General features: G+C 44.9%; 38 protein-coding genes. 30 read left to right on the top strand and 8 right to left on the bottom strand.

Features of this window, described 5'->3' with window-relative positions:
• The first annotated feature begins 22 nt into the window (after positions 1–22).
• The 27 genes from rplC to rplQ all read left to right on the top strand — a co-directional run bounded on the left by rplC (position 23) and on the right by rplQ (position 13,283).
• Positions 23–661, top strand: a complete 639-nt coding sequence (gene rplC / locus ACK8OT_RS14795; protein ID WP_410197289.1) for a 50S ribosomal protein L3 — start codon at positions 23–25, stop codon at positions 659–661.
• A gap of 12 nt (positions 662–673) precedes the next feature.
• Entirely contained in the window at positions 674–1,279 is a 606-nt protein-coding gene (gene rplD, locus ACK8OT_RS14790) for a 50S ribosomal protein L4 (RefSeq protein ID WP_410197288.1), read from the top strand.
• A complete protein-coding gene (gene rplW, locus ACK8OT_RS14785; RefSeq protein ID WP_410197287.1) occupies positions 1,276–1,575 on the top strand; it encodes a 50S ribosomal protein L23 in 300 nt (99 codons plus the stop codon). Before rplD ends, rplW begins: the two co-directional genes overlap by 4 nt.
• Before the next feature lie 14 nt (positions 1,576–1,589).
• Entirely contained in the window at positions 1,590–2,417 is an 828-nt protein-coding gene (rplB, locus tag ACK8OT_RS14780; RefSeq protein ID WP_410197286.1) for a 50S ribosomal protein L2, read from the top strand.
• A gap of 15 nt (positions 2,418–2,432) precedes the next feature.
• Entirely contained in the window at positions 2,433–2,711 is a 279-nt protein-coding gene (gene rpsS, locus ACK8OT_RS14775) for a 30S ribosomal protein S19 (RefSeq protein ID WP_233072168.1), read from the top strand.
• Positions 2,712–2,721: 10 nt separating this feature from the next.
• A complete protein-coding gene (rplV, locus tag ACK8OT_RS14770) occupies positions 2,722–3,057 on the top strand; it encodes a 50S ribosomal protein L22 (RefSeq protein ID WP_233072224.1) in 336 nt (111 codons plus the stop codon).
• Between the two features lie 3 nt (positions 3,058–3,060).
• Positions 3,061–3,750 carry a 30S ribosomal protein S3 gene (gene rpsC / locus ACK8OT_RS14765; RefSeq protein ID WP_233072169.1) on the top strand — a complete coding sequence of 230 codons (690 nt, stop codon included), beginning with the start codon at positions 3,061–3,063 and terminating at the stop codon, positions 3,748–3,750.
• Positions 3,751–3,762: 12 nt separating this feature from the next.
• On the top strand, positions 3,763–4,173 hold the full coding sequence (gene rplP / locus ACK8OT_RS14760; protein ID WP_410197285.1) for a 50S ribosomal protein L16: 411 nt from the start codon (positions 3,763–3,765) through the stop codon (positions 4,171–4,173).
• A complete protein-coding gene (rpmC, locus tag ACK8OT_RS14755; protein ID WP_233072171.1) occupies positions 4,173–4,364 on the top strand; it encodes a 50S ribosomal protein L29 in 192 nt (63 codons plus the stop codon). The genes rplP and rpmC overlap by 1 nt, the downstream gene beginning before the upstream one ends.
• Positions 4,364–4,612 carry a 30S ribosomal protein S17 gene (gene rpsQ, locus ACK8OT_RS14750; RefSeq protein WP_410197284.1) on the top strand — a complete coding sequence of 83 codons (249 nt, stop codon included), beginning with the start codon at positions 4,364–4,366 and terminating at the stop codon, positions 4,610–4,612. The genes rpmC and rpsQ overlap by 1 nt, the downstream gene beginning before the upstream one ends.
• A 166-nt stretch (positions 4,613–4,778) precedes the next feature.
• Positions 4,779–5,147 carry a 50S ribosomal protein L14 gene (gene rplN / locus ACK8OT_RS14745; RefSeq protein WP_232800700.1) on the top strand — a complete coding sequence of 123 codons (369 nt, stop codon included), beginning with the start codon at positions 4,779–4,781 and terminating at the stop codon, positions 5,145–5,147.
• A 16-nt stretch (positions 5,148–5,163) separates the two neighbouring features.
• Entirely contained in the window at positions 5,164–5,478 is a 315-nt protein-coding gene (rplX, locus tag ACK8OT_RS14740; RefSeq protein WP_410197283.1) for a 50S ribosomal protein L24, read from the top strand.
• Between the two features lie 12 nt (positions 5,479–5,490).
• Positions 5,491–6,030 (top strand): 50S ribosomal protein L5, encoded by a 540-nt coding sequence (rplE, locus tag ACK8OT_RS14735; protein ID WP_233072174.1) that lies wholly within the window; start codon positions 5,491–5,493, stop codon positions 6,028–6,030.
• A gap of 11 nt (positions 6,031–6,041) precedes the next feature.
• Complete coding sequence (gene rpsN, locus ACK8OT_RS14730; RefSeq protein ID WP_410197282.1) at positions 6,042–6,347, top strand: 30S ribosomal protein S14; 306 nt, start codon at positions 6,042–6,044, stop codon at positions 6,345–6,347.
• 25 nt (positions 6,348–6,372) lie between these two features.
• The gene (rpsH, locus tag ACK8OT_RS14725) at positions 6,373–6,765 is read left to right on the top strand and encodes a 30S ribosomal protein S8 (protein ID WP_233072176.1); all 393 of its coding nucleotides are present in this window, start codon (positions 6,373–6,375) and stop codon (positions 6,763–6,765) included.
• Between the two features lie 9 nt (positions 6,766–6,774).
• Positions 6,775–7,308 (top strand): 50S ribosomal protein L6, encoded by a 534-nt coding sequence (gene rplF / locus ACK8OT_RS14720; RefSeq protein WP_410197281.1) that lies wholly within the window; start codon positions 6,775–6,777, stop codon positions 7,306–7,308.
• Between the two features lie 9 nt (positions 7,309–7,317).
• Entirely contained in the window at positions 7,318–7,668 is a 351-nt protein-coding gene (gene rplR / locus ACK8OT_RS14715; protein WP_233072178.1) for a 50S ribosomal protein L18, read from the top strand.
• A gap of 10 nt (positions 7,669–7,678) precedes the next feature.
• Positions 7,679–8,179 carry a 30S ribosomal protein S5 gene (gene rpsE / locus ACK8OT_RS14710; protein ID WP_410197280.1) on the top strand — a complete coding sequence of 167 codons (501 nt, stop codon included), beginning with the start codon at positions 7,679–7,681 and terminating at the stop codon, positions 8,177–8,179.
• Between the two features lie 6 nt (positions 8,180–8,185).
• On the top strand, positions 8,186–8,365 hold the full coding sequence (rpmD, locus tag ACK8OT_RS14705) for a 50S ribosomal protein L30 (RefSeq protein WP_410197279.1): 180 nt from the start codon (positions 8,186–8,188) through the stop codon (positions 8,363–8,365).
• 3 nt (positions 8,366–8,368) lie between these two features.
• Positions 8,369–8,803 carry a 50S ribosomal protein L15 gene (gene rplO / locus ACK8OT_RS14700; RefSeq protein ID WP_410197278.1) on the top strand — a complete coding sequence of 145 codons (435 nt, stop codon included), beginning with the start codon at positions 8,369–8,371 and terminating at the stop codon, positions 8,801–8,803.
• A 6-nt stretch (positions 8,804–8,809) separates the two neighbouring features.
• A complete protein-coding gene (secY, locus tag ACK8OT_RS14695) occupies positions 8,810–10,135 on the top strand; it encodes a preprotein translocase subunit SecY (protein WP_233072181.1) in 1,326 nt (441 codons plus the stop codon).
• A gap of 43 nt (positions 10,136–10,178) precedes the next feature.
• Positions 10,179–10,292, top strand: coding sequence for a 50S ribosomal protein L36 (rpmJ, locus tag ACK8OT_RS14690; protein ID WP_232800689.1), 114 nt, complete (start codon positions 10,179–10,181; stop codon positions 10,290–10,292).
• A 139-nt stretch (positions 10,293–10,431) separates the two neighbouring features.
• Entirely contained in the window at positions 10,432–10,788 is a 357-nt protein-coding gene (gene rpsM, locus ACK8OT_RS14685) for a 30S ribosomal protein S13 (protein ID WP_410197277.1), read from the top strand.
• 10 nt (positions 10,789–10,798) lie between these two features.
• Positions 10,799–11,188, top strand: a complete 390-nt coding sequence (rpsK, locus tag ACK8OT_RS14680; RefSeq protein WP_232800687.1) for a 30S ribosomal protein S11 — start codon at positions 10,799–10,801, stop codon at positions 11,186–11,188.
• Between the two features lie 28 nt (positions 11,189–11,216).
• Entirely contained in the window at positions 11,217–11,837 is a 621-nt protein-coding gene (gene rpsD, locus ACK8OT_RS14675; protein WP_233072183.1) for a 30S ribosomal protein S4, read from the top strand.
• A 24-nt stretch (positions 11,838–11,861) separates the two neighbouring features.
• Positions 11,862–12,848 (top strand): DNA-directed RNA polymerase subunit alpha, encoded by a 987-nt coding sequence (locus ACK8OT_RS14670; RefSeq protein WP_410197276.1) that lies wholly within the window; start codon positions 11,862–11,864, stop codon positions 12,846–12,848.
• Between the two features lie 42 nt (positions 12,849–12,890).
• Positions 12,891–13,283, top strand: coding sequence for a 50S ribosomal protein L17 (gene rplQ / locus ACK8OT_RS14665; protein WP_233072185.1), 393 nt, complete (start codon positions 12,891–12,893; stop codon positions 13,281–13,283).
• A 67-nt stretch (positions 13,284–13,350) separates the two neighbouring features.
• Here rplQ and bfr (ACK8OT_RS14660) read toward each other — a convergent pair whose 3' ends face one another.
• The 7 genes from bfr (ACK8OT_RS14660) to ACK8OT_RS14630 all read right to left on the bottom strand — a co-directional run bounded on the left by bfr (ACK8OT_RS14660) (position 13,351) and on the right by ACK8OT_RS14630 (position 21,887).
• A complete protein-coding gene (bfr, locus tag ACK8OT_RS14660; RefSeq protein WP_410197275.1) occupies positions 13,351–13,833 on the bottom strand; it encodes a bacterioferritin in 483 nt (160 codons plus the stop codon).
• Position 13,834: 1 nt separating this feature from the next.
• Entirely contained in the window at positions 13,835–14,305 is a 471-nt protein-coding gene (bfr, locus tag ACK8OT_RS14655) for a bacterioferritin (RefSeq protein WP_410197274.1), read from the bottom strand.
• Positions 14,306–14,506: 201 nt separating this feature from the next.
• Positions 14,507–15,538 carry a 2,3,4,5-tetrahydropyridine-2,6-dicarboxylate N-succinyltransferase gene (gene dapD, locus ACK8OT_RS14650; protein WP_410197273.1) on the bottom strand — a complete coding sequence of 344 codons (1,032 nt, stop codon included), beginning with the start codon at positions 15,536–15,538 and terminating at the stop codon, positions 14,507–14,509.
• A gap of 238 nt (positions 15,539–15,776) precedes the next feature.
• On the bottom strand, positions 15,777–16,427 hold the full coding sequence (locus tag ACK8OT_RS14645) for a lytic transglycosylase domain-containing protein (RefSeq protein WP_410197272.1): 651 nt from the start codon (positions 16,425–16,427) through the stop codon (positions 15,777–15,779).
• A gap of 85 nt (positions 16,428–16,512) precedes the next feature.
• Positions 16,513–18,252: a PglL family O-oligosaccharyltransferase gene (locus tag ACK8OT_RS14640; protein ID WP_410197271.1), complete on the bottom strand. Its 1,740-nt coding sequence runs from the start codon at positions 18,250–18,252 to the stop codon at positions 16,513–16,515.
• Between the two features lie 22 nt (positions 18,253–18,274).
• Positions 18,275–21,097, bottom strand: coding sequence for an excinuclease ABC subunit UvrA (uvrA, locus tag ACK8OT_RS14635; RefSeq protein WP_410197270.1), 2,823 nt, complete (start codon positions 21,095–21,097; stop codon positions 18,275–18,277).
• A 151-nt stretch (positions 21,098–21,248) separates the two neighbouring features.
• Positions 21,249–21,887: a LuxR C-terminal-related transcriptional regulator gene (locus ACK8OT_RS14630; protein ID WP_410197269.1), complete on the bottom strand. Its 639-nt coding sequence runs from the start codon at positions 21,885–21,887 to the stop codon at positions 21,249–21,251.
• Between the two features lie 311 nt (positions 21,888–22,198).
• Between ACK8OT_RS14630 and ACK8OT_RS14625 the strand changes: the two genes are divergently transcribed.
• The 3 genes from ACK8OT_RS14625 (at position 22,199) to ACK8OT_RS14615 (ending at position 24,605) form a co-directional block, all read left to right on the top strand.
• Entirely contained in the window at positions 22,199–23,569 is a 1,371-nt protein-coding gene (locus ACK8OT_RS14625; RefSeq protein ID WP_410197268.1) for an MFS transporter, read from the top strand.
• Between the two features lie 14 nt (positions 23,570–23,583).
• A complete protein-coding gene (locus ACK8OT_RS14620; RefSeq protein WP_410197267.1) occupies positions 23,584–24,207 on the top strand; it encodes a single-stranded DNA-binding protein in 624 nt (207 codons plus the stop codon).
• A gap of 179 nt (positions 24,208–24,386) precedes the next feature.
• Positions 24,387–24,605, top strand: a complete 219-nt coding sequence (locus tag ACK8OT_RS14615) for a hypothetical protein (RefSeq protein ID WP_410197266.1) — start codon at positions 24,387–24,389, stop codon at positions 24,603–24,605.
• Between the two features lie 3 nt (positions 24,606–24,608).
• On the opposite strand, the gene ACK8OT_RS14610 is transcribed toward ACK8OT_RS14615, so the two are convergent.
• On the bottom strand, positions 24,609–24,918 hold a 310-nt coding region (locus ACK8OT_RS14610; protein ID WP_410197265.1), incomplete at its 5' end, for an integrase core domain-containing protein.

The following is a 24,918-nucleotide window of genomic DNA, read 5'->3' as shown; positions in this document are numbered from 1 at the left end:
GGAAGAGAAAGAGGTTATAACAATGACAATCGGTCTAGTTGGTCGTAAAGTTGGTATGACTCGCATCTTCACTGAAGATGGCGTTTCTATTCCAGTTACGGTAATCGAATGTACTGCTAACCGCGTGACTCAGGTTAAAGGCCTAGAGACTGACGGTTACAGCGCAATTCAAGTGACCACCGGCACCAAAAAAGCAAGTCGCGTAAACAAGCCTCAAGCAGGCATTTTCGCAAAAGCTGGTGTTGAAGCGGGTCGCGGTTTGTGGGAATTCCGTCTTGCAAACAATGAAGGCGCAGACATCCAAGTGGGTGCTGAGCTAAACGTTGAGAGATTCAACGAAGTAAATAAAGTAGACGTTACTGGTCAATCTAAAGGTAAAGGTTTCCAAGGCGCTATCAAGCGTTGGAACTTCCGTACTCAAGATGCGACTCACGGTAACTCTCTTGCCCATCGTGCACCAGGTTCTATTGGCCAATGTCAAACTCCTGGTCGTGTATTCAAAGGCAAGAAAATGGCTGGTCACATGGGTGCTGTTCGTGTAACGACTCAAAACCTAGAAGTTGTTCGTGTTGACGCTGAGCGTAACCTTATCCTTGTAAAAGGTGCGGTACCTGGTGCAATCAACGCTGACGTCATCATCAAACCTGCCGTAAAAGCGTAACAGGAGATAGTAATGGAATTGGTATTGAAAGACGCTCAAAGCGCTCTTGAAGTTTCCGAAACTACCTTCGGACGTGAGTTCAACGAAGCTTTGATTCATCAAGTTGTCGTTGCATACGCTGCAGGTGCTCGTCAAGGTTCGCGTAAACAAAAATCTCGTGCAGAGATCGTTGGTACGGGTAAAAAACCTTGGCGTCAAAAGGGTACTGGTCGCGCACGTTCTGGTAGCCAAGCGAGCCCAATCTGGCGTTCTGGTGGTGTAACTTTTGCTGCTCGTCCACAGGACCACAGCCAAAAAGTTAACAAGAAGATGTACCGTGGTGCTGTACAAAGCATCCTGTCTGAACTTGTTCGCCAAGATCGTCTAGTGGTAGTAGAGAACTTCGGTGTTGAAACACCTAAGACTAAAGAGCTAGTAGCTAAGCTGAAAGAGCTTGAGCTAAACGACGTTCTAATCGTAACTGAAGAAGTTGATGAGAACTTGTTCCTAGCTGCACGCAACTTATACAAAGTTGACGTACGTGATGCTGCTGGTATCGACCCTGTTAGCCTAATCGGCTTTGACAAAGTGCTTGTTACTGCTGCTGCAGTTAAGAAGATTGAGGAGACTTTAGCATGATCAGTGAAGAGCGTTTACTGAAAGTTCTGAGTGCTCCACACATCTCTGAAAAGAGCACTCGTTCTGCTGAACTTGACAACACTGTTGTATTTAAAGTTGCAAAAGATGCAACTAAAGCAGAAATCAAAGCAGCAGTTGAAAAACTGTTTGAAGTTGAAGTGACTGGCGTTAGCACTCTTGTTGTTAAGGGTAAAACCAAGCGTCATGGTCAACGTGTAGGCCGTCGTTCTGACTGGAAGAAGGCTTACGTGACTCTGGCAGACGGTGCTGAAATCGATTTCGCTGGCGCTGAGTAAGAGGAACTTTATCAATGGCTATTGTAAAATGTAAGCCTACATCTCCAGGTCGTCGCCACGTTGTTAAAGTGGTTAACGCCGACCTGTACAAAGGCAAGCCATACGCGCCACTAGTTGAGACTAAGTCTAAGTCTGGTGGTCGTAACAACGGCGGTCGTATTACAGTTCGTCACATCGGTGGTGGTCATAAGCAACACTATCGTGTAATCGACTTTAAACGTAATAAAGATGGCATCCCTGCAAAAGTTGAGCGTTTGGAATATGATCCAAACCGTACTGCGAATATCGCATTAGTACTTTATGCAGACGGTGAGCGTCGCTACATCCTTGCACCTAAAGGTGTTCAAGCTGGCGATGCACTACTATCTGGTATCGAAGCACCAATCAAAGCAGGTAACGCATTACCAATGCGTAATATCCCAGTGGGCTCTACCGTTCACGCTGTGGAAATGAAGCCTGGTAAAGGTGCTCAATTAGCTCGTTCAGCTGGTGCATACGTACAAATCGTTGCACGTGACGGTGATTATGTAACGCTACGTCTTCGCTCTGGCGAAATGCGTAAAGTTCCATCTGATTGTCGCGCAACAATTGGTGAAGTAGGTAACGCAGAGCACATGCTACGCCGTCTAGGTAAAGCTGGTGCAAGCCGCTGGCGCGGTATTCGCCCAACAGTACGTGGTGTGGTAATGAACCCAGTTGATCACCCACACGGTGGTGGTGAAGGTCGTACTTCTGGTGGTCGTCATCCTGTGTCTCCATGGGGTGTACCAACCAAGGGCTACAAGACTCGTTCGAATAAACGTACTGATAAGTACATTGTTCGTCGTCGTAATAAGAAATAATTAGAGGAATACGCCATGCCACGTTCTCTCAAGAAAGGTCCATTTATCGACCTACACTTGTTGAAGAAGGTAGAGAAAGCGTTGGAAAGCGGTGACAAAAAGCCTGTTAAGACTTGGTCCCGTCGTTCAATGATCATTCCAGATATGATTGGTTTGACCATCGCTGTCCATAATGGTCGTCAGCACGTACCAGTTTTCGTAACCGATGAAATGATCGGCCAAAAATTGGGTGAGTTTGCACCAACTCGTACTTATCGCGGTCATATCGCTGATAAGAAAGCGAAGAAGAAGTAAGGAGTAGATGATGGAAGCTATCGCTAAACATAAATTTGCTCGTACTTCGGCGCAAAAAGCACGTCTAGTTGCTGACCAGATCCGTGGTCTACCAGTTGAAACAGCGCTTAACATTCTAACTTTCAGCGACAAAAAAGCTGCTGATTTAGTTAAGAAAGTACTTGATTCTGCTATTGCTAACGCTGAGCACAATGAAGGCGCTGATATTGATGAACTAAAAGTTGCCAAAATTTTTGTTGATGAAGGTCCGACCATGAAGCGTATTATGCCTCGTGCTAAAGGCCGTGCTGATCGCATTCTTAAGCGTTCAAGCCACATCACCATTGTGGTATCGGACAGGGGATAAGTAATGGGTCAGAAAGTACATCCTAACGGTATTCGCCTAGGTATCACTAAGCCTTTTAGCTCTACCTGGTATGCCGAAAAAGATTTCGCTGCTAACCTATACGGCGATTTCGAAGTGCGTCAGTTCCTTACTAAAGAACTGAAAAACGCGTCTGTTTCTAAAATTACTATTGAGCGTCCAGCTAAGAGCATCCGTGTGACTATTCACACTGCTCGTCCAGGCGTTGTAATCGGTAAGAAAGGCGAAGACGTAGAAAAATTGCGTAACCGCGTAGCTAAAATGGCTGGCGTTCCTGCGCAAATCAACATTTCAGAAGTTCGTAAGCCTGAATTAGATGCCAAGCTAGTTGCTGACAGCATCTCTTCTCAGCTAGAGCGTCGTGTTATGTTCCGTCGCGCTATGAAGCGTGCAGTTCAAAATGCAATGCGTCTTGGTGCTAAAGGTATCAAAGTTGAAGTAAGTGGTCGTCTTGGTGGTGCAGAAATCGCACGTACTGAGTGGTATCGTGAAGGTCGTGTACCTCTACATACACTACGTGCAGACATCGATTACTCGACGTCTGAAGCTTTAACTACTTACGGTATCATTGGTGTTAAGGTTTGGATCTTTAAAGGTGAAGTTCTAGGTGCACTACCATTAGGTAATGAACCAGAAGCACCTGCCAAGCCTAAACGCAAAGGCCGTGGTAAGTAAGGAGATTCAGAAATGTTGCAACCAAAACGTACTAAATTCCGTAAGCAGCACACGGGTCGTAACCGTGGTCTAGCTAAAGGACAAGACGTTAGCTTCGGCCAATTTGGTCTTAAAGCAACTGGCCGTGGTCGTTTGACTGCGCGTCAGATCGAAGCGGCACGTCGTGCGATGACTCGTGCGGTTAAGCGTCAAGGTAAAATCTGGATCCGCGTATTCCCTGATAAGCCTATTACAGAAAAACCTCTTGAGGTTCGTATGGGTAAAGGTAAAGGTAACGTAGAATATTGGGTTGCTCAAATTCAACCTGGTAAAGTCCTTTACGAAATGGAAGGTGTTTCAGAAGAGATTGCACGCGAAGCATTTGCACTAGCAGCTGCTAAGCTACCAATCAGTACTACTTTCGTAACTAGAACGGTGATGTAATGAAAGCAAGCGAACTTAAAGATAAGAGCGTTGAAGAGCTGAATGCTGAGCTGTTAAGCCTATTACGCGAGCAGTTCAACCTACGCATGCAAGCGAGCACTGGCCAATTGGCTCAAACTCACTTGCAAAAAGAAGTACGCCGTAATATCGCGCGCGTGAAAACTGTGCTAACTCAGAAGGCAGATGCGTAATGAGCGAAAATATCCGTACTTTGCAAGGTAAAGTCATCAGTGACAAGATGGACAAGTCCATCACAGTAGCGATTGAGCGTAAAGTGAAACATCCGATCTACGGTAAGTTCATCAAGCGTACTACTAAGCTACACGTACATGATGAAAACAATCAATGTGTTGTTGGCGATTACGTGTCTATTCGCGAATGTCGTCCACTATCTAAGACTAAGTCTTGGACATTGGTTGAAGTAATTGGAAAAGCTTAATTTTTAAGCCTTTTCAAAGGAAGCGGCTCCTTAATTGGAGCCGTTTTTTATTTATACTACCTTTTTCCAGAATGTGGTGTTATAATGCGCCGCCCTCTAGAAGGGAAGGTAGCCCATGATTTCAGATTAGGCTGGAATCTTGTTGTAATAATAGCGGAGCACTGAAATGATCCAGATGCAAAGTATGCTTGACGTGGCTGATAACTCAGGCGCACGTAGCGTAATGTGTATTAAGGTCCTTGGTGGCTCGCACCGCCGTTATGCAGCGATTGGCGACATCATTAAAGTTACTGTTAAGGAAGCAATTCCTCGCGGTAAAGTTAAAAAAGGTGATGTTTACAATGCTGTGGTAGTGCGTACCAGAAAAGGTGTACGTCGTCCTGATGGTTCTTTGATTCGTTTTGACCGCAATGCTGCGGTAATCCTAAACGCAAACAAACAACCAATTGGTACACGTATCTTTGGGCCTGTGACTCGTGAACTTCGTTCAGAGCAATTTATGAAAATTGTGTCTCTGGCACCTGAAGTACTGTAAAAAGGCGGAGTCAATAATGGCAGCAAAAATTATTCGTGACGACGAAGTAATCGTACTAGCCGGTAAAGATAAAGGTAAAACTGGTAAAGTTACCAAAGTTCTACCTAACGGCAAAGTGTTCGTTGAAGGCGTAAATATTATCAAGAAGCACACCAAGCCAAACCCACAATTGGGCGTAGCCGGTGGCATCGTTGAGAAAGAAGCAGCAATTGATGCTTCAAATGTTGCGGTACTTAACCCTACTACGGGTAAAGCTGACCGTGTTGGTTTTAGAATTGAAGATGGCAAAAAAGTGCGTTTCTTCAAATCTAATAATGAAACTGTGAAGTAATTGGAGTTTACGATGGCGAAACTGCATGATTTTTACAAAGAGACAGTAGCGTCTGATCTTCAGAAGAAGTTCGGTTACAAATCTGTCATGCAAGTCCCTCGGATTGAAAAGATCACCCTGAATATGGGTGTTGGTGAAGCTCTGGCTGACAAAAAAGCACTAGAGAACGCAGCTGCTGATATGGCTGCAATTTCTGGTCAAAAGCCACTTATCACCAAAGCACGCAAATCTGTTGCGGGCTTCAAGATCCGTGAGGGCTACCCTATTGGTTGTAAAGTGACCTTACGCGGAGAACGGATGTGGGAATTTTTCGAACGCTTGGTTAGCATTTCGCTACCACGTGTACGTGACTTCCGCGGCTTGAATCCTAAGTCATTCGACGGCCGTGGTAACTACAGCATGGGTGTACGTGAGCAAATCATCTTCCCTGAAATCGATTACGATAAAGTCGATAAAGTACGTGGTCTTGATATTACTATCACTACTACTGCTGCTTCAGATGAAGAAGGTCGTGCACTGTTAGCTGCATTCAACTTCCCATTCCGTAAATAAGGTGTAGGGTTATGGCTAAACAATCCATGAAAGCACGTGAAGTAAAGCGTGAAAAACTGGTTAGCAAGTACGCTGAAAAACGTGCTGCACTAAAAGCGGCTATCGCTGATGTGAATACATCTGACGAAGACCGTTGGGCAGCTGTGCTTAAGCTACAAACGCTACCTCGTGATTCCAGTAAGAGTCGTCAGCGTAACCGCTGTAACGTTACTGGTCGCCCACATGGTTACCTGCGTAAATTCGGTCTAAGCCGTATTAAGCTGCGTGAACACATGATGCGCGGTGAAGTTCCTGGCCTTAAAAAGGCTAGTTGGTAATCCACATATCACGGAGTAAGCAAATATGAGCATGCAAGATCCTATTGCTGATATGCTAACACGCATTCGCAACGGTCAAGCGGCCAACAAAGTTGCAGTGAAAATGCCGTCTTCTAAGCAAAAAGTGGCGATTGCCAAAGTGCTTAAAGAAGAAGGTTACATCGCTGATTTTGCTGTAGTTGGTGAAGCTAAACCAGAATTGGAAGTGACTCTTAAGTACTTCCAAGGTAAAAAAGTTATCGACAGCATTAAACGTGTTAGTCGTCCAGGTCTGCGTATCTATAAGAGCTCTTCAGAACTTCCTAAAGTTCTTGACGGCCTCGGTATCGCAGTTGTTTCAACTTCACAAGGTGTGATGACTGACCGTGCAGCGCGTAAAGCGGGTATCGGCGGTGAAATCATCTGTTACGTAGCTTAAGGAGTAGATATGTCTCGCGTTGCTAAATCGCCTGTTGCTATTCCTGCTGGTGTAGAAGTGAAGATTGACGGCCAGGAAATCACAGTTAAAGGTAACAACGGTTCACTAAGCCGTGTTATCAACAATGCTGTAGTTGTTAAACAAGAAGAAGGTCAGCTAGTTTTTACTTGGACTGACGGCGTAGTGGGTGCTAGCGCTCAAGCTGGTACAGCACGTGCTCTTGTTAACAGCATGGTAGAAGGTGTTTCGAAAGGTTTCGAGCGTAAACTTCTACTAAACGGTGTTGGTTACCGTGCTGCTGTTCAGGGTAAATCAGTAAACCTTACTTTAGGTTTCTCTCACCCAGTTGAGCACATTCTACCTGAAGGTATCACTGCTGAGTGTCCAACAAATACTGAAATCGTACTGAAAGGTATCGATAAGCAGTTGATTGGACAAGTTGCCGCCGATATTCGTGGTTACCGTCCACCAGAGCCTTACAAAGGTAAAGGTGTTCGTTATGCTGACGAAAACGTGCGTCGTAAAGAGGCTAAGAAGAAGTAAGGTAACACTATGGATAAGAAAGCATCTCGTCTACGTCGTGCAACTCGCACGCGTAAGAAATTGCAAGAGTTGGGAGCAACTCGCCTGGTGATCCACCGTACTCCGCGCCACACATACGCGCAGGTGATTTCGCCAGAAGCAAAAGTTATTGCAACTGCATCAACAGTTGAAAAAGACGTTGCTAGTCAAGTTAAACACGGCGGTAATGTTGAAGCTGCTAAGCTAATCGGTAAGTTGGTTGCTGAGCGTGCTACAGAGAAAGGTGTTTCTAAAGTATCTTTCGATCGTAGCGGTTTTCAATATCACGGTCGCATTGCAGCATTAGCTGAAGCGGCACGTGAAGCTGGTCTTCAGTTCTAAGGGGCGGATCATGGCAAAAGAACAATCTCAAGCCGGTGAACTGAATGAAAAACTTATTGCAGTTAACCGTGTTTCTAAAGTAGTTAAAGGTGGTCGCATCTTTAGCTTTACCGCACTAACCGTAGTTGGTGATGGTAATGGTCGTGTAGGTTTTGGTTATGGTAAAGCACGTGAAGTGCCAGCAGCTATCCAAAAAGCAATGGAAAAAGCGCGCCGTAATCTAACGACTGTACAGCTTAATGGCTCTACACTTCAGCACCCTATTAAGGGTCGTCACTCTGGCTCAAAAGTTTACATGCAGCCAGCGTCTGAAGGTACAGGTATCATCGCCGGTGGTGCGATGCGTGCAGTACTAGAAGTAGTAGGTGTACAAAACGTACTTGCTAAAGCTTACGGTTCTACTAACCCAATCAACATCGTTCGCGCTACTATCGACGCGCTTGAGAGCATGAGTGCTCCTGAGCAAGTTGCTGCTAAGCGTGGTCTGACTGTTGACCAGATTTTAGGGTAATTGACCATGGCTAAGACGATTAAAGTAACACAAACTAAAAGCGCGATCGGCCGTTTACCGAAGCATAAAGCTACGCTAACGGGTCTAGGTCTACGCCGCATTGGTCACACTGTTGAGCTAGAAGATACTCCTTCTGTTCGCGGTATGGTTAATACAGTTTACTACATGGTTAAAGTGGAGGATTAATTGATGAAACTTAATACTCTATCTCCAGCAGCAGGCGCTAAGCCAACTGCAAAACGTGTAGGTCGTGGTATCGGTTCTGGTCTAGGTAAAACCTGTGGCCGCGGACATAAAGGTCAGAAGTCTCGTTCTGGCGGTTCTGTTCGTCCAGGTTTTGAAGGCGGTCAAATGCCTTTGAAACAACGTCTTCCAAAATTCGGCTTTACTTCTCGTAAGGGTCTAGTAAGTGCTGAAATTCGCCTAAGTGAATTGGCGAAAGTTGAAGGTGACGTAGTTTCTCTAGAAACTCTGAAAAAAGCCGGTATTATTGCAGACAACATTCAGTTCGCGAAAATTGTACTTTCTGGTGAGGTTTCTCGCCAAGTAACAGTACAAGGCCTTAAGGCAACTAAAGGCGCGCGTGCTGCAATCGAAGCTGCCGGCGGAAAAATCGAGGAATAAGATTAAATGGCTAAGAAACCAGGGTTAGAAGGAAAGGGCTCTCAAGGCGGATTAAGTGAGCTTAAAACGCGCTTGTTATTTGTACTAGGTGCCATATTGGTGTTTCGTGCAGGTTCCTTTATTCCAATTCCTGGTATTGACGCCGCTGTCCTCGCTGAGTTGATGCAGCAACAAAAAGGCACCATCATTGAAATGTTTAACATGTTCTCTGGTGGTGCACTTGAACGCGCATCTATTCTTGCGTTAGGTATCATGCCGTACATTTCGGCATCGATCATTGTTCAGCTATTAACAGTTGTACACCCACCGCTCGCTGAATTGAAAAAAGAAGGTGAGTCGGGTCGACGCAAGATTAGCCAATATACCCGTTACGGTACATTGGTACTCGGTACGTTCCAAGCAATTGGTATTGCAACAGGTCTGCCAAATATGATCCCTGGCTTGGTAGTCAATCCAGGCATGAGCTTCTATTTGACAGCTGTTATTAGCTTAGTTACAGGAACCATGTTCCTAATGTGGCTAGGTGAACAAATCACTGAGCGTGGTATTGGTAATGGTATCTCAATTCTTATTTTTGTAGGTATCGTTGCAGGTCTTCCGTCAGCCATTGGCCAGACGGCAGAGCAAGCCCGTCAAGGTGAATTACACTTGTTACTGCTATTCTTGCTAGCCGCAATTGTATTTGCAGTAACCTACTTTGTTGTGTTTGTTGAACGTGGTCAACGTCGTATCGTTGTTAACTACGCTAAGCGCCAACAGGGAAGAAAGGTATTTGCTGCTCAAAGCACGCACTTACCACTGAAGTTAAACATGGCCGGTGTAATTCCTGCTATTTTCGCTTCAAGTGTAATCTTGTTCCCAGGTACCATTGCACAATGGTTTGGACAAACTGAAGGTTTTAGTTGGTTAGGTGAGGTATCGCTAGCGTTACAACCCGGTCAACCGCTGCATGCTATGTTGTATGCCGCAGCTATTATCTTCTTCTGCTTCTTCTACACTGCACTTGTGTTTAACCCACGCGAGACAGCTGATAATTTGAAGAAGAGCGGTGCCTTTATTCCAGGTATACGTCCCGGAGAACAAACTTCGCGCTATATAGACAAAGTTATGACGCGCTTGACATTAGCTGGCGCTTTATATATAACCTTCGTCTGTTTGGTTCCCGAGTTCATGATGATTACAATGAACACACAATTTTACTTCGGTGGTACATCGTTGTTAATTATTGTTGTAGTAATCATGGATTTTATGGCTCAGGTTCAGACTCATTTGATGTCTCATCAATATGAATCCGTCCTGAAAAAGGCAAATCTTAAAGGTTATGGTCGCTAAGACCGAACTTTTAGGGTAAGCTATCTGTTTACGGAGTTATGCAATGAAAGTTCGTGCATCCGTTAAGAAAATCTGTCGTAACTGTAAGGTTATTAAACGCCACGGCGTTGTTCGAGTAATCTGCAGTGAGCCTAAGCACAAACAACGCCAAGGCTAAGTCAGAGATTTCATCGAGATGAATTGCAGCCTGATGGTTAAATGACCATCAGAGCTGTTTTTTGCTTGCAATTTCGTCATCTGTTGAGTATCCTACCGGGCTTTTCGCAGATGGCCTTTAATATTACTAGGAGTGCATAGTGGCCCGTATCGCTGGCATTAACATTCCTGATCAAAAACATGCTGTAATTGCCTTAACTGCAATCTACGGCATCGGTAAAACTCGTGCACAACAAATCTGTGCAGGCGCGGGTATTGCTGAAAGTGTTAAGATCAAGGAATTAGACGAAGCTCAAATTGAGTCTCTTCGTACTGAAGTAGCTAAGTTCACCGTTGAGGGTGACTTACGCCGTGAAATTTCCATGAGCATCAAGCGTCTAATGGACCTTGGATGTTACCGTGGTCTTCGCCACCGTCGCAGCTTGCCTGTACGTGGACAGCGTTCTAAAACGAATGCTCGTACTCGTAAAGGCCCACGTAAACCGATTAAGAAGTAGGGGTTAAGTAATGGCTAAAGCTCCAACTCGCGCACGTAAGCGCGTCAAAAAGCAGGTTGCTGACGGCATGGCTCACATCCATGCATCTTTCAACAACACAATCGTTACCATCACCGATCGTCAAGGTAATGCTCTTTCTTGGGCTACTGCAGGTGGTTCTGGCTTCCGTGGTTCACGTAAGTCAACTCCATTTGCTGCGCAGGTCGCTTCTGAGCGCGCTGCTGAAGCTGCTAAAGAGTATGGACTTAAAAACGTTGAAGTTTTTGTAAAAGGTCCCGGTCCGGGTCGTGAGTCTTCAATCCGTGCGTTAAATGCTGCGGGTTTCCGCATCACTAACATTACTGATGTAACTCCGATTCCACACAACGGTTGTCGTCCACCTAAGAAACGTCGCGTATAACGTTTTTTAGACCTGTTGGAGAAAGAAAATGGCAAGATATATTGGGCCTAAGCTCAAGCTTAGCCGTCGTGAAGGCACCGACCTATTTTTAAAGTCTGGTGTTCGAGCAATCGACTCTAAGTGTAAAATTGATAACGCACCTGGTGTACATGGTGCACGTAAACCTCGTCTATCTGACTACGGTTTACAATTACGTGAAAAGCAAAAAGTTCGTCGTATGTACGGTGTTCTAGAAAAGCAATTCCGTAACTACTACAAAGAAGCAGCACGTCTTAAAGGTGCTACAGGTTCAAACCTGTTACAACTTCTTGAAAGTCGTCTAGATAACGTTGTTTACCGTTTCGGTCTAGGTGCTACTCGCGCCGAGTCTCGTCAGCTAGTTAGCCACAAAGCTATCCTAGTTAACGGTAAAGTGGTAAACATTCCATCATACAACGTTAAACCAAACGACGTTATCAGCGTTCGCGAAAAAGCTAAGAGCCAAGCTCGTATTAAAGCTGCTCTAGAAATCGCTCAACAGCGTGAACTACCTACTTGGGTAGAAGTTGACGCTAACAAGATGGAAGGCACTTTTAAGCGCTACCCAGAACGTTCTGATTTGTCTGCGGACATTAATGAACAGCTGATCGTCGAACTTTACTCTAAGTAAAGTTAACTGCTAAGAGAGGACATAATGCAGGGTTCTGTAACTGAATTTCTTAAACCTAGACTAGTTGACATCGAGCAGGTTACCTCTAATCGTGCACGAGTTACACTCGAGCCTTTAGAGCGTGGTTTCGGCCATACTTTAGGTAACGCTCTACGTCGCATTCTACTTTCATCTATGCCTGGTTGTGCTGTGACTGAAGTTGAGATCGACGGTGTAATGCATGAATACAGTACTAAGGAAGGCGTTCAAGAAGATGTTCTTGAGATCCTACTTAATCTTAAAGGTCTTGCAGTTAAACTGGAAGGCAAAGATGAAGCACTGCTAACGCTTACAAAGTCTGGTGAAGGCCCTGTACTAGCGGGAGACATCACCCATGATGGTGATGTAGAGATTGTTAACCCAGAACATGTTATCTGTACTTTGACTAGCAATGCTGATATCAGCATGCGCATTCGAGTACAACGTGGTCGTGGTTACGTTCCAGCTTCAACTCGCGTCCATTCTGAAGATGAAGAACGTCCAATCGGTCGTCTACTTGTTGATGCTGCGTACAGCCCTGTTGAGCGTATTGCTTACAGCGTTGAAGCAGCTCGTGTAGAACAGCGTACCGACTTGGACAAACTTGTCATCGATATGGAAACTAACGGTACTTTAGATCCTGAAGAAGCGATCCGTCGCTCTGCTACTATTCTTGCTGAACAGCTAGATGCATTTGTAGATCTTCGTGATGTAACTGAGCCGGAAGAGAAAGAAGAGAAGCCAGAGTTCGATCCAATCCTGCTTCGTCCTGTAGATGATCTAGAACTAACGGTCCGTTCTGCTAACTGTTTGAAAGCAGAATCGATCCATTACATCGGTGATCTGGTCCAACGCACTGAAGTAGAACTACTTAAGACACCAAACCTTGGTAAGAAGTCGCTGACTGAAATCAAGGACGTATTGGCATCTCGTGGTTTGTCACTAGGTATGCGTTTGGAAAATTGGCCGCCAGCAAGTATTGCTGACGAATAATCAGGTTAACTGAGTTAACGTATTAGTTATAAGGATTAGGTTATGCGCCATCGTAAGAGTGGACGTCAACTTAACCGAAACAGCAGTCATCGTCAGGCTATGTTTCGTAACATGGCAAGTTCATTGGTAACTCACGAAGTTATCAAAACAACTTTGCCTAAAGCTAAAGAACTTCGTCGTGTAATTGAACCTTTAATTACACTAGCTAAACAAGATAGCGTAGCTAATCGCCGTTTAGCATTTGCCCGCACACGCGATAACAGCGTTGTAGGTAAATTATTCAATGAATTGGGTCCACGTTACGAGTCACGCCCTGGCGGTTACACTCGTATCCTAAAATGTGGTTTCCGTGCTGGTGATAATGCTCCTATGGCATACATCGAGCTAGTAGAACGCCCAGTTGTTGAAGCTGCAGAAGACGCAGTAGAAGAATAAAAAAAGGCCGGGTTCTCCCGGCCTTTTTTTTATCCCTGTCAAATATTTGAAAACCTCAATACAGTTATCAACTTGGCTCGCCCGACATTTGCGATTGAATATAATTTTGAATGCCGATCTTGTTGATTAGGCCAAGATGCTGTTCAAGCCAGTAGATATGATCCATTTCGGTGTCATCAAGTAACTCGGTTAACATGTCTCGAGTCACATAGTCTTGCTCTTTCTCGCAGACCCCAATAATTTCACGTAAACTCTTCGCTACCGTATACTCGGCTGCTAAGTCGTTTTTCAACATAGCTTCAACATTATCACCCACATGGATCGGATGCCGTGATGCTGTATCGGGTGTTCCTTCTAAAAATAAGATCCTTTCAATTATCTTTTGCGCGTGTTCTAGCTCTTCTTCATATTCGTGGGCCAGTTTTTCATGTAACTTTTTGATGCCCCAGTCTTCATACATCTTAGAGTGTGCTAAGTACTGATCCATAGATGTTAATTCTAAGGTCAGCTGTCTATTTAAGTGATCGATAACGATTTGCTTACCTAACATCTTAATCCTCCATCATAGATTGTTGATAGTTTGCGATGCCAGTGGCTTTGATCAGGAATTGTTGCGACTCAATCCAGTCGATATGCTCTTCTTCATACTCCAGAATATCTTCAAGCAGTTCGCGGCTAATATAGTCTTGCTCTAATTCACAGATTTCTATGGCAGTTCGTAACGCGTTTACCTGTTCATGTTGGAATGACATATCGCATTCAAGCATTTCTTCGGTGTGCTCACCTATGCGTAATTTACCTAGCTGTTGTAGGTTTGGCAGGCCTTCTAAAAAAAGGATACGTTCGATTAAATCATCTGCTTGTTTCATATCCTTGATGGATTTTTTGTAGTCTTTCTCATCCAGCTCCTCTAGGCCCCAATTTTTAAACATTCGAGCGTGTAAGAAATACTGGTTAATGGATGTCAGCTCTAAGGTTAGGATTTTATTCAATTCCCCGAGCACGCGATCATTGCCTTTCATATTTTTCTCCAATCAACAATTGATTTAGATCAATTAAGTTTGGTACAAAAATCCTGATTTGCAATTAATCGAGGAGAAAATGCTTTAAAAAACAAATGGATGGTATTGATAATGAGAGTGTTTTTTATTTCTTTTGGCTATTGTACACAGCCTGCAGAAACAGGCTATGTACTGTGACTAGCGTCTAGATCAGGCCAGTGCTTAGTTATTGCTGTGTAATTCTGAGTTTAGCTCAACTGCAGATTTGTTAGTCAGGCATTCAATTCTACCGCTGACCGAGTTACGGCGGAACAGTAAGTCACTCTTGCCACTTAGGTCACGCGCTTTAACCACTTCAACTTCTTTGCCGTCGGCATCAAGCATGGTGACTTTAGTACCTGCGGTGACATATAGGCCTGACTCTAGGGTACAGCGATCGCCAAGTGGGAAACCTAAGCCAGCATTGGCACCTAACAAGCAGTTCTCACCCATGGAGACAACCACATTACCGCCGCCACTTAATGTACCCATAATTGATGCTCCGCCGCCCACGTCGCTGCCGTTGCCTACAACGACACCTGCAGATATACGGCCTTCTACCATGCTGACAGCTTCGGTACCGGCATTAAAGTTTACAAAGCCTTCATGCATTACTGTCGTGCCTTCGCCGATATGGGCTCCAAGGCGTACACGAGCGGTGTGAGCAATGCGAACGCCGGTTGGTACGACGTAGTCAGTCATTTTCGGGAACTTATCCACACAGTTAACACTTAACGTACGACCCGCAAGGCGAGCTTCAATTTGACGTTCAGCCAACTCAGGTAGGTCAATCGGCCCTTCATTGGTCCACGCAATGTTGTGTAATAAACCAAAAATACCATCTAACACCAAGCCGTGTGGTTTTACTAGACGATGTGATAGCAATTGTAATTTCAAGAAGCCTTCAGCTACTGAGGTTGGCTTTTCATCCGTCGCTAAGATCACTAGAACCAGAGGTTGCTGACTAGATGCTGCTAACTGAGCAAATTTTTCATTTTTTGCATCAGCGGCATTGCCAAAGGCTACAGCAAGCGTAGCACATTGCTCGCTGCTAATTTCAAATACTTCATTACCACCTTGGTAGTTAACAATGCTGCCAAGTGCTTCAACAAGTTCATTTGAAGGGCTTAAGATCGGGTTTGGGAAAAATGCTTCAATGATTTTACCGCTGTTATTTTTGGTTGCGCTGCCAAACGCTAATGAAAAACTCGCCATGTTCAATACTTCTCCGTAGTGTTAGGGATTGCAAAGCTGGGCTGCAAAACAAGAGGGGTTTATTTAGATGGCTACATAATAATGATCTCATAGCCACAATTGAAGTGTTTTAGCTATTTAGCTTTAACTAATGCCTAGAAGTCTAGCGCTAAAGCTGAGGTTTTGATGCTATATACGAGATTGCTGTCTGTTACAGCAAGTTATTGAGCTTAGGCAGCCTTAAAAAGAAAGAGCTGAACTACATCTCTCGACGATAACGTTCATAGTATCCCATCACTTTCTTGACGTAGTTTTGGGTTTCTTTATAAGGCGGTATGGCGTTGTTATATTTTTTCACCGCGCCAGGTCCTGCATTATAAGCGGCTAAGGCGAGCTTTTTGTTATTAAAGGTATCTAGCATCATGCGTAGGTATTTGGCGCCGGCTTCCATGTTTTGTAGCACATCATAACTGTTACTAACACCAAGCATCTTTGCCGTACCAGGCATCAGCTGCATGATACCTATGGCACCCGCACGAGATACAGCTTGGGGGTTATAACCAGACTCGGCGCTAATTACCGCATGCAATAGTGCAGGTTCAAGTTGATAGCGCGTTGCAATATCAACGATGGTCGGGTGGTAATGCTGTCGCAGCTTTTGGTTTACTCGGTATATTTTTACCCTTTTCGCGGGGGCGTCGGTCCAATTACCAAAGCTAGCCGGTTTGGTTTGCTTTGGAGTACGCATCAGCAATTTGTAATTACTATTGAGTTTTTTCTGAGCAAAGTGGGTAGTGCCGTTGCTGTCTACCCACATATAGACATCACAATAGCTAGATGAAGACCAAAGCAAAGCCATTAATAACCAAAAGCGGGTTAAGCTATGTTGTATGGTTGTTAATTGCTTCATATCACTAGTCCATGTTCTTCGTCGCTAAATACGATTAGCTATTATCGTAACTATTGAATAATTTCCCTGCATAATACATTCCAATCTATTGTTCAGCTAGTTCATTCAGTGTCTCGGTGAGTTCTGATGGGGCTTTTTCAACATCCCGCACGACTTCTTGAAGATCATTTTTCAGTAACTCATTGCTGGGGTACAACCACTGAGCATGAGCTAATATTTGCTCGGCTTGGTCGTCGTGGCCTAATAACTTGTTGGCAAGAGCTAGATTATAGTAAATGTTAGCTCGCGGAGTATGCTTTACAAATTCTGTTGCCCAATCAACATAGGCTTTAAGCTCTTCGGGTTTATCCAATCGTTCGCCGACAAACATGCGCAAGGTGAATATATTAAACTCAAAGCGTGTGTTCAGTGCCAATGGATTGACGACCTGCATCAATAGGTCGATATCCGTGCGGCCAGTACGCTCAAATTTGGTCACCAAATAATTAGTGTGTACCGCGGTGATCATAAAGGTACAGGTGAACACGGGTATCAACACCGCATTCGTCTTGACTAACAATGTGGGTCTAAATTGGAGGATTTTGTCGTTATTAGCTAAGTGACTAATAAAAGCGATCAAAACTATATAGCTAAACCAAGTCGCCACCGCATGATAGAAAGGGTATTCGGTTTGGCTATGCAAGGTCAGTGGCAACACTAAAGCCAGTAATGCCAGGGCGCTGCGCCAGTTAAACCTTGTCAACAAGGCAATAAAGGCGACGGCTAAGAGGATTAAACCTAATACTGGTACAATGCCGCCCTCGACCCCCCAATACATAATTTCGTTATGAGGATGAGTGAGGTTTTCTAGGACAAAGGGCACCCCTTCGTTAACAATTCGCTCGGCGCGATCAGTTAAAAAACTGGTCTCAAAGCTACCGTATCCCCAGCCTAATAGCGGCTTATCTTGCATCATATGCCAGCTTTGTTCGTATTGGAGGGATCTGTATCCAGCATCGGTTAGCTGGGCTTGATCTCGAGAAACGGCGCCATCAGCGACGATAAAATGCATGCTAATGCCTAAGCCAATAATGGCAAAGATAATGGCGCAGCGCTTTTTAGATTGTTGCCAAAGCCAGGGGGAAATTAATGCCAAGGCAATGGCTCCGCCTAGGTAACCAGTGCGAGATACACTGATATAAATCACCCAAGCAGCTAAAAAGCAATGTAAAGTGAGAAAGCCGCTAAGCAACGTAGCATGCTGCTTCGGCCGCCAAGCGGCAAACAAGTAAGCCGCGAGAACTAAGGTTGTTGCAGTAAAGCTTGCCAGTACATTAGGCTGCTGGAAAATGCCGTAGGGGCGGCCATAATTAACATTATAACCAAACGGGTTACCGGCCTTTAAAACATACATTTGCACTAGACTGTAAATGCACTGGATAAAGCCCGCGATTACTACAAACAATAACAGTTTGTACCATTGCTTATCGCGTAGCTTGAGTTGTTGCATTGCAAACAGTAAGAGGATCCCGCCAAGAAATCCGAGCAATCTTGGGTAGCTTGCCTCAGCAAACTCTGCATTGGGATAAAAGATGGGCGCTAATAACAAGGCAAAGGCAATTAAACCTGCAATCGTTAGCGAGTTATAGCGGATCTGTTGGGTTAGGGTTATTTGCCATAAGCCAATGCCGATTAAAATGGAGATGAAAGACCATCCCACTGGGTTAATGGGTAAATCAAGCCCAGCTCCGCCTTGGTTATGCTGGAAATAGTGCATTCCCACAAGGCAAAACAGCGCAAATACCCAAGTAAAGATGAGGTTTAACTTTGTGTTGCTTGGTTCCATTGTGGGTTCGTTTATCCAAATATTAGTTTAGTAACGGGGCTAAAAAGCGCGCCGTGTGGCTGCGTTGTTCTTGGCTGATATCTTCAGGTCTGCCGCAGACTAATATTTCGCCGCCGCCGCTGCCACCTTCAGGGCCTAAATCTACGATCCAGTCAGCAGTTTTAATCACATCTAGGTTATGTTCTATAATAACGATGGTATTACCTTGATCCCTAAGTTTATTTAAAACCTCCAGCAGATGTTTGATGTCGTGGAAGTGTAGCCCAGTGGTGGGCTCATCTAGGATATACAAGGTTTTGCCCGTGCTGCGTTTTGATAGCTCTTTGGCTAGCTTCACCCTTTGTGCTTCACCACCTGATAGCGTAGTTGCTGCTTGACCAAGGCATATATAACTAAGGCCAACATCCAGTAAGGTTTGCAATTTACGCTGTATTGCAGGTACCGCTGCAAAAAAGGCTAAGGCGTCTTCGACCGTCATGTCCAATACTTCATTGATGTTTTTACCTTTATACTTCACTTCTAAGGTTTCGCGGTTATAGCGTTTACCTGCGCAAACATCACATGGTACGTAGACATCGGGCAAGAAGTGCATTTCTACCTTGATCACCCCGTCACCTTGACACGCTTCACAGCGGCCGCCTTTGACATTGAAACTAAAACGTCCCGGTTTATAGCCTCGGCTGCGTGCTTCTTGGGTGCCTGCAAACAAATCGCGAATGCCGGTGAAAATACCGGTATAGGTGGCAGGGTTTGAGCGCGGGGTGCGGCCAATTGGGCTTTGGTCGATATCGACCACCTTATCCAAATGCTGTAGACCACTGATGCTTTTGTAAGGGGCAGGGGTGGCCAAACTGGCATTGTTCAGTTCTTTTTGCGCGATACGGTAAAAGGTATCGTTGATCAAGGTTGATTTACCCGAGCCCGACACACCGGTCACACAAGTCATTACGCCAACGGGGATAGCTAGGTCGACGTTTTTTAAATTATTGCCACTGGCCCCTTTAAGCTTGACCCATTTCTTAGTTAAAGGCGTTCTTGTCACGGGTACGGGGATAGATTTACGGCCGCTAAGGTAATCAGCGGTAAGTGAGCCTTCACTTGCTAAAATTTGTTGATAGCTTCCTTGAGCCACAATTTGGCCGCCGTGCACACCTGCCCCTGGGCCAATATCGATAATGTAGTCGGCGGTGCGAATAGCATCCTCATCGTGCTCGACGACGATCACCGTGTTACCTAGATCGCGTAAGTGATTTAATGTCGCTAGCAGTCGTTCGTTATCTCGTTGATGGAGGCCGATGGAGGGCTCGTCTAGCACATACATTACGCCAACCAAGCCTGCACCAATTTGACTGGCTAGGCGGATCCGCTGCGCTTCACCACCCGATAATGTTTCGGCGCTGCGCTCAAGACTGAGGTAATTCAGGCCGACATTAACCAGAAAACTTAAGCGCTCAATGATTTCTTTTAGGATCTTATCGGCAATTTGGCCGCGTTGACCGCTAAAGTTAAGTTGGCTAAAGAAGCTGGCAGCATCGCCAATCGACATACTTGCAACTTGCGGTAGGTTAGTATCTTTAACAAACACATTGCGCGCTTCTTCGCGTAGCCGACTGCCATGGCAGCTAGGACAAGGCTGGCTATTGAGATACTTGGCCAGTTCTTCTCTAACTGCGTTGGATTCGGTGTCTTTGTAGCGGCGTTGCATGTTGGGGATCACGCCTTCAAATGGGTGCTTACGCACTACCACATCGCCGCGATCGTTCATGTATTTAAATTCTATATTTTGGTTGCCGCTGCCGTTGAGTACAGCTTGTTGCGCCGCTGGGGCGAGTTCGCAAAAAGGAGTGTTTACATCGAAATTATAATGCTCGGCAAGGGAGGTGAGCATTTGAAAATAGTAGAAGTTTTTTTTATCCCAGCCCTTGATAGCACCATTGGCTAGACTTTTTTTGGGTTCGGTTAGTATACGCTCACTATCAAAAAACTGCTCCACCCCTAAGCCATCACAAGTACCACAAGCGCCTGCAGGATTATTGAAAGAAAAGATCCTCGGCTCTAGCTCTTGCATACTATAGCCACATTGCGGGCAGGCAAAATTAGCGGAGAAGACCATCTCTTCACGCTCTGCTTCGTCCATCCAACCGATAATGGCGGTGCCTTCAGATAACCCCAGTGCCGTTTCAAACGACTCAGCTAAACGCAGCTGCATATCATCACGCACCTTAAAGCGGTCAATGACGACTTCTATGGTGTGCTTTTTGTGTAAATCTAGGGTAGGGGGATCCGATAAATCGCAGACTTCACCATCAATTCGCGCTCGAATAAAGCCCTGCGCCGCTAACCCTTGTAAGGTTTTAACGTGCTCGCCCTTGCGCTCCTTGACTACGGGGGCAAGTAGCATAAGCTTGCTACCTTCGGGTAATTCGAGCACCTTGTCGACCATTTGGCTAATGGTTTGTGCATTCAGCGCGATGCCATGGGTTGGACAGCGAGGCTCACCCACTCGGGCAAATAATAAGCGTAAGTAGTCGTAGATTTCGGTAATGGTGCCAACGGTAGAGCGCGGGTTGTGTGATGTTGATTTTTGTTCAATCGAGATAGCGGGAGACAAGCCTTCAATATGGTCAACATCCGGTTTTTCCATTAAAGATAAAAACTGGCGCGCATAGGCTGATAAAGACTCGACATAACGGCGTTGGCCTTCGGCATATAAGGTGTCAAATGCTAAGGAAGACTTACCCGAGCCAGAGAGTCCGGTGATGACCACTAACTTATCTCTCGGTATTGTCAGGTTGATGTCTTTTAGGTTATGAGTACGTGCGCCTCTGACTTCGATGTTTTCCATGTTGCCACTCTGTAAACAAAATCAAACCCTAAGTATCGCACAGTGTTAACTGTATGAATAGACAGTTGTTGGTGCATTTTACTTGGTGGGCAGTAATAATTAAAAAAGCCAGCATCCTTGCTGGCTTTTAAATTATGATTTGAATTGGCGGTTAAATATACTCTCTAGCCCAGCTCACTGCTTGTAGTCGATTCTTAACTTTCAATTTTTTGAACACATTGTACAAATGAGACTTAACCGTGTGCTCGCTAAGAAACAAGTTATCGGCGATCTGCATATTAGATGCTCCCGTCATCACCTGTTTCAAAATTTCTACTTCTCGGCTAGTCAGTTTTGCGTAGGGTTGGTACTGACGGTGAAGTCGGGTACGTAACGTCGCGAGCTGTGATGTCATGGTAGATCGGCTAAACCAATATTCGCCAGCAAAGACGCATTTAATGCCTTTGATAAGCTGTTCTTGATCTGCTGATTTGTGGAAAATGCCCACGCACAACGGCCATGCCTGAAGTAGTTGTGTTTCTAACTCTGGGTCAGTATTGAAAAGAATAATGCTGGTGTTAGTGGTCCATTGATTTATCTCATGGTGCCAGTCTTGCTCATTTGCGCCCGAAATGTAGTGCAAATTAGCAAGTAGGAAGAATTGGGTATCAACCTCTTGAGCAATGCTTAATTGCTCAGGACGGCTTACCAATTCAACCTCTACAGCCAGTTTTAACTTTAGAAAATGAACCAGGGCAGCAGACTCAATTGAGTCTTCTGAGATTAGATATAAATGCTGTTTTTTGTTCATAACGTCTTTCCCTGATAGCTTTTCAGCGCGACTAGACTAATACATCTATCAAAATTAAGTGAAGCATGAAAAAAGTATTAGCCCTGTCATATCAGCTGTCAATACCCAACTGCGCTTTGTCATTAGGCTTGTTTGTAACCAATTAGATTACATAAAATAATTTTTTTTAACAATTTTTTGGTGAATATTTATTGTTAATGTGCAACTTGTTTCACTATTTTGACTGGTGTCTGATGTTCGATTTTGTTTTTTCTCATGTTAGCATCCCGTGCTATCATCCCGCTTCCTTTTAACTTAGCCAAAACGTTTTGATGAATCAGACCGCATTAAATGCAACTGAAAAGCGAGCTTCTATCAGTCTAGCCATGGTATTTGGACTTAGAATGCTCGGTCTATTTATGATCATGCCGGTGTTTGCATATTATGGCCAATCACTTGATGGTTACTCTCCTTTGTGGGTTGGCTTAGCCATTGGTGCTTATGGCTTAACTCAAGCCTTATTTCAGATCCCCATGGGTATGCTCTCTGATCGCATTGGCCGTAAACCTGTTATCGTTATCGGCTTATTCATTTTTGCGCTAGGTAGTTTGATTGCTGCTTGGTCTGATTCGGTCTATGGCGTGGCGTTGGGGCGTGCTATTCAGGGATTAGGAGCCATTGCCAGTGCTATTTTGGCTTTAGCTGCGGATTCTAGTCGCGAAGAGCAGCGCTCTAAGGTCATGGCTACCATAGGCGTTTCTATTGGGCTCGCCTTTGCTGTGGCCATGGTAGTTGGGCCTATAGTAACGCAATTCATTGGTTTGTCTGGTTTGTTTTATTTTACGGCTGTTATGGCATTGCTTGGTATCGTCATCGTGAAATTCATGGTGCCCAACGTCGTACATAAAGCCCCACCAGGTGATACTGTTGCGATGCCAAGACTGCTTAAAAGCTTGCTGGCTAAACCGGAGTTATTACGTTTAGATGCGGGTATCTTCATTTTACACCTTACTCTGACCGCGATGTTTGTCGTCTTGCCTCTCAAGTTAGTCGCGGCTGGTATGGCGGTTGAGCAACATTGGATGTTGTATTTTCCCGCACTGATTCTCTCTTTCGTTTTTATCGTGCCTATGCTGATTGTTGGAGCTAGAAAGCAAAAAAATAAACAGCTGTTTATCTTTGCCATCGGGTTAATGGCGGTGAGCCTTTTATTGTTAGCTTTACAGCAAAGTCCGCTGTGGTTGATCTTACTCGCCGTGTTTTTATACTTCACCGCGTTTAACTTTTTAGAAGCCTCGTTACCTGCGTTTATATCTATGTTGGCGCCAGCCGGAGCCAAGGGCACCGCAATGGGAATTTATTCAACTAGCCAATTCTTAGGTGCGTTTATCGGCGGTGTGATAGGTGGTTATGCATATAATAATTTTGGCGATCAAGGTTTGTTTATCCTTATCGCAGGTTTAATGGTATGCTGGATGGTTATTGCATTGGGTATGAGTAACCCTAGCCAGATTCGTAATCATGTGATTTCGGTTGATCTAACCGATAGCCAACGAGGCGAAACGTTGGCGCAAGAATTGGCAAAGTTACGAGGCGTATTAGAAGCCGTGGTGGTTGCCGATGAACATGCAGTCTATCTAAAAGTAAAGCATACAGAGTTTGAACTTAATCAGGCCCACGCGCTGATTAATAGTGGAAATTAACGGGAGTTGAGATTATGGCCACTCGTGGAGTGAACAAAGTTATTTTGGTTGGCAACTTAGGTCAAGATCCTGAAGTTCGCTACTTACCTAATGGTGGTGCGGTGGCTAACATTACTATCGCGACATCTGAATCATGGCGCGACAAGGCGACCGGTGAGCAGCGTGAAAAAACCGAATGGCATCGTGTGTCTCTATTTGGCAAGCTAGCTGAAGTAGCGGGCGAATACCTACGTAAAGGCTCGCAGGTTTATGTTGAAGGCCAATTGCAAACCCGTAAGTGGCAAGACCAACAAGGTCAAGATCGTTACACCACGGAAGTGGTTGTACAAGGCTACAGCGGCGTGATGCAAATGTTAGGCGGCCGTCAAGGTGGTCAGCAAGGTGCTCAAGGTGGCTATGGCCAACAAGGTGGACAGCCAGCAGCAAGTCAACAAGGCGGCTACGGCGGTCAACCAAATCAAGGTGGACAGCAAAGTTGGGGTCAGCCTCAGCAGCCTAATATGGCGCCAGCGTCGCAAGCACCGCAGCAAGGTGGCTACAATCAAGCTCCTGCGCCGCAAGCCGCGCCACAAAAACCGGCCTCACAGCCGACTTATAATGAGCCACCAATGGATTTTGATGACGATATTCCGTTCTAGCTCCCGTATAAATTAAAAGTGTAAGAATAAGCACTTTTAATTAGGGAAATACTAATTAACCCAGCATTTTTGCTGGGTTTTTTTATTCCTGTCACTTTTGTTGCTTATGTCACACAAAGCTCTATGGTTTATGTATAATTAAAGCGTAAGAATAGGTAGGTTAATGGAATGGGTTTCATATGGAATACAAAATTGAGATTTTGATTTTGGGGGATGGTGAACGTTACCCGATACTCATGGGTAGTGATGGCATGCCACACTTTCTGGGGACGCTTTGGGTAACGACAAAGTTACGTTCATCAATGGTTGCTAATACCATTAGAAATCGTCTTTCAGATTTGAAGTGGTTTCTTAAATGGGAAGAGGAAGAGGGGCGGGATTTATATGCCGAGTTGTAGTGGTCAACTAAAACTGGCCACCTCGTTATAAGTTTTGAAGTATTCTGCTTCAGCCTTTTGTGGCGATAGCCCCTTGTTAAACTGGTGAGGCCTGTACCGATTGAAATAACCGCTAATGTAACTGTTAATCGCTTCAACACCTGCTGCAAATGACTGATAACCTGACCTTGGCATCCACTCGGTTTTAAAACTTCTGAAAAAACGTTCAGTGGGGGCGTTGTCGTGGCAATTACCTCGGCGACTTAAGCTTTGCTTTATACCAAACCGCCAAAGCAATTGACGATAAGTTTTACTGGTATAATGGCAGCCCTGA

This window comes from Motilimonas thetidivivens (assembly GCF_046452435.1).
Classification (GTDB): Bacteria; Pseudomonadota; Gammaproteobacteria; order Enterobacterales; family CBDFNC01; genus Motilimonas.
This window is presented reverse-complemented; position numbering and strand designations above follow the sequence as displayed.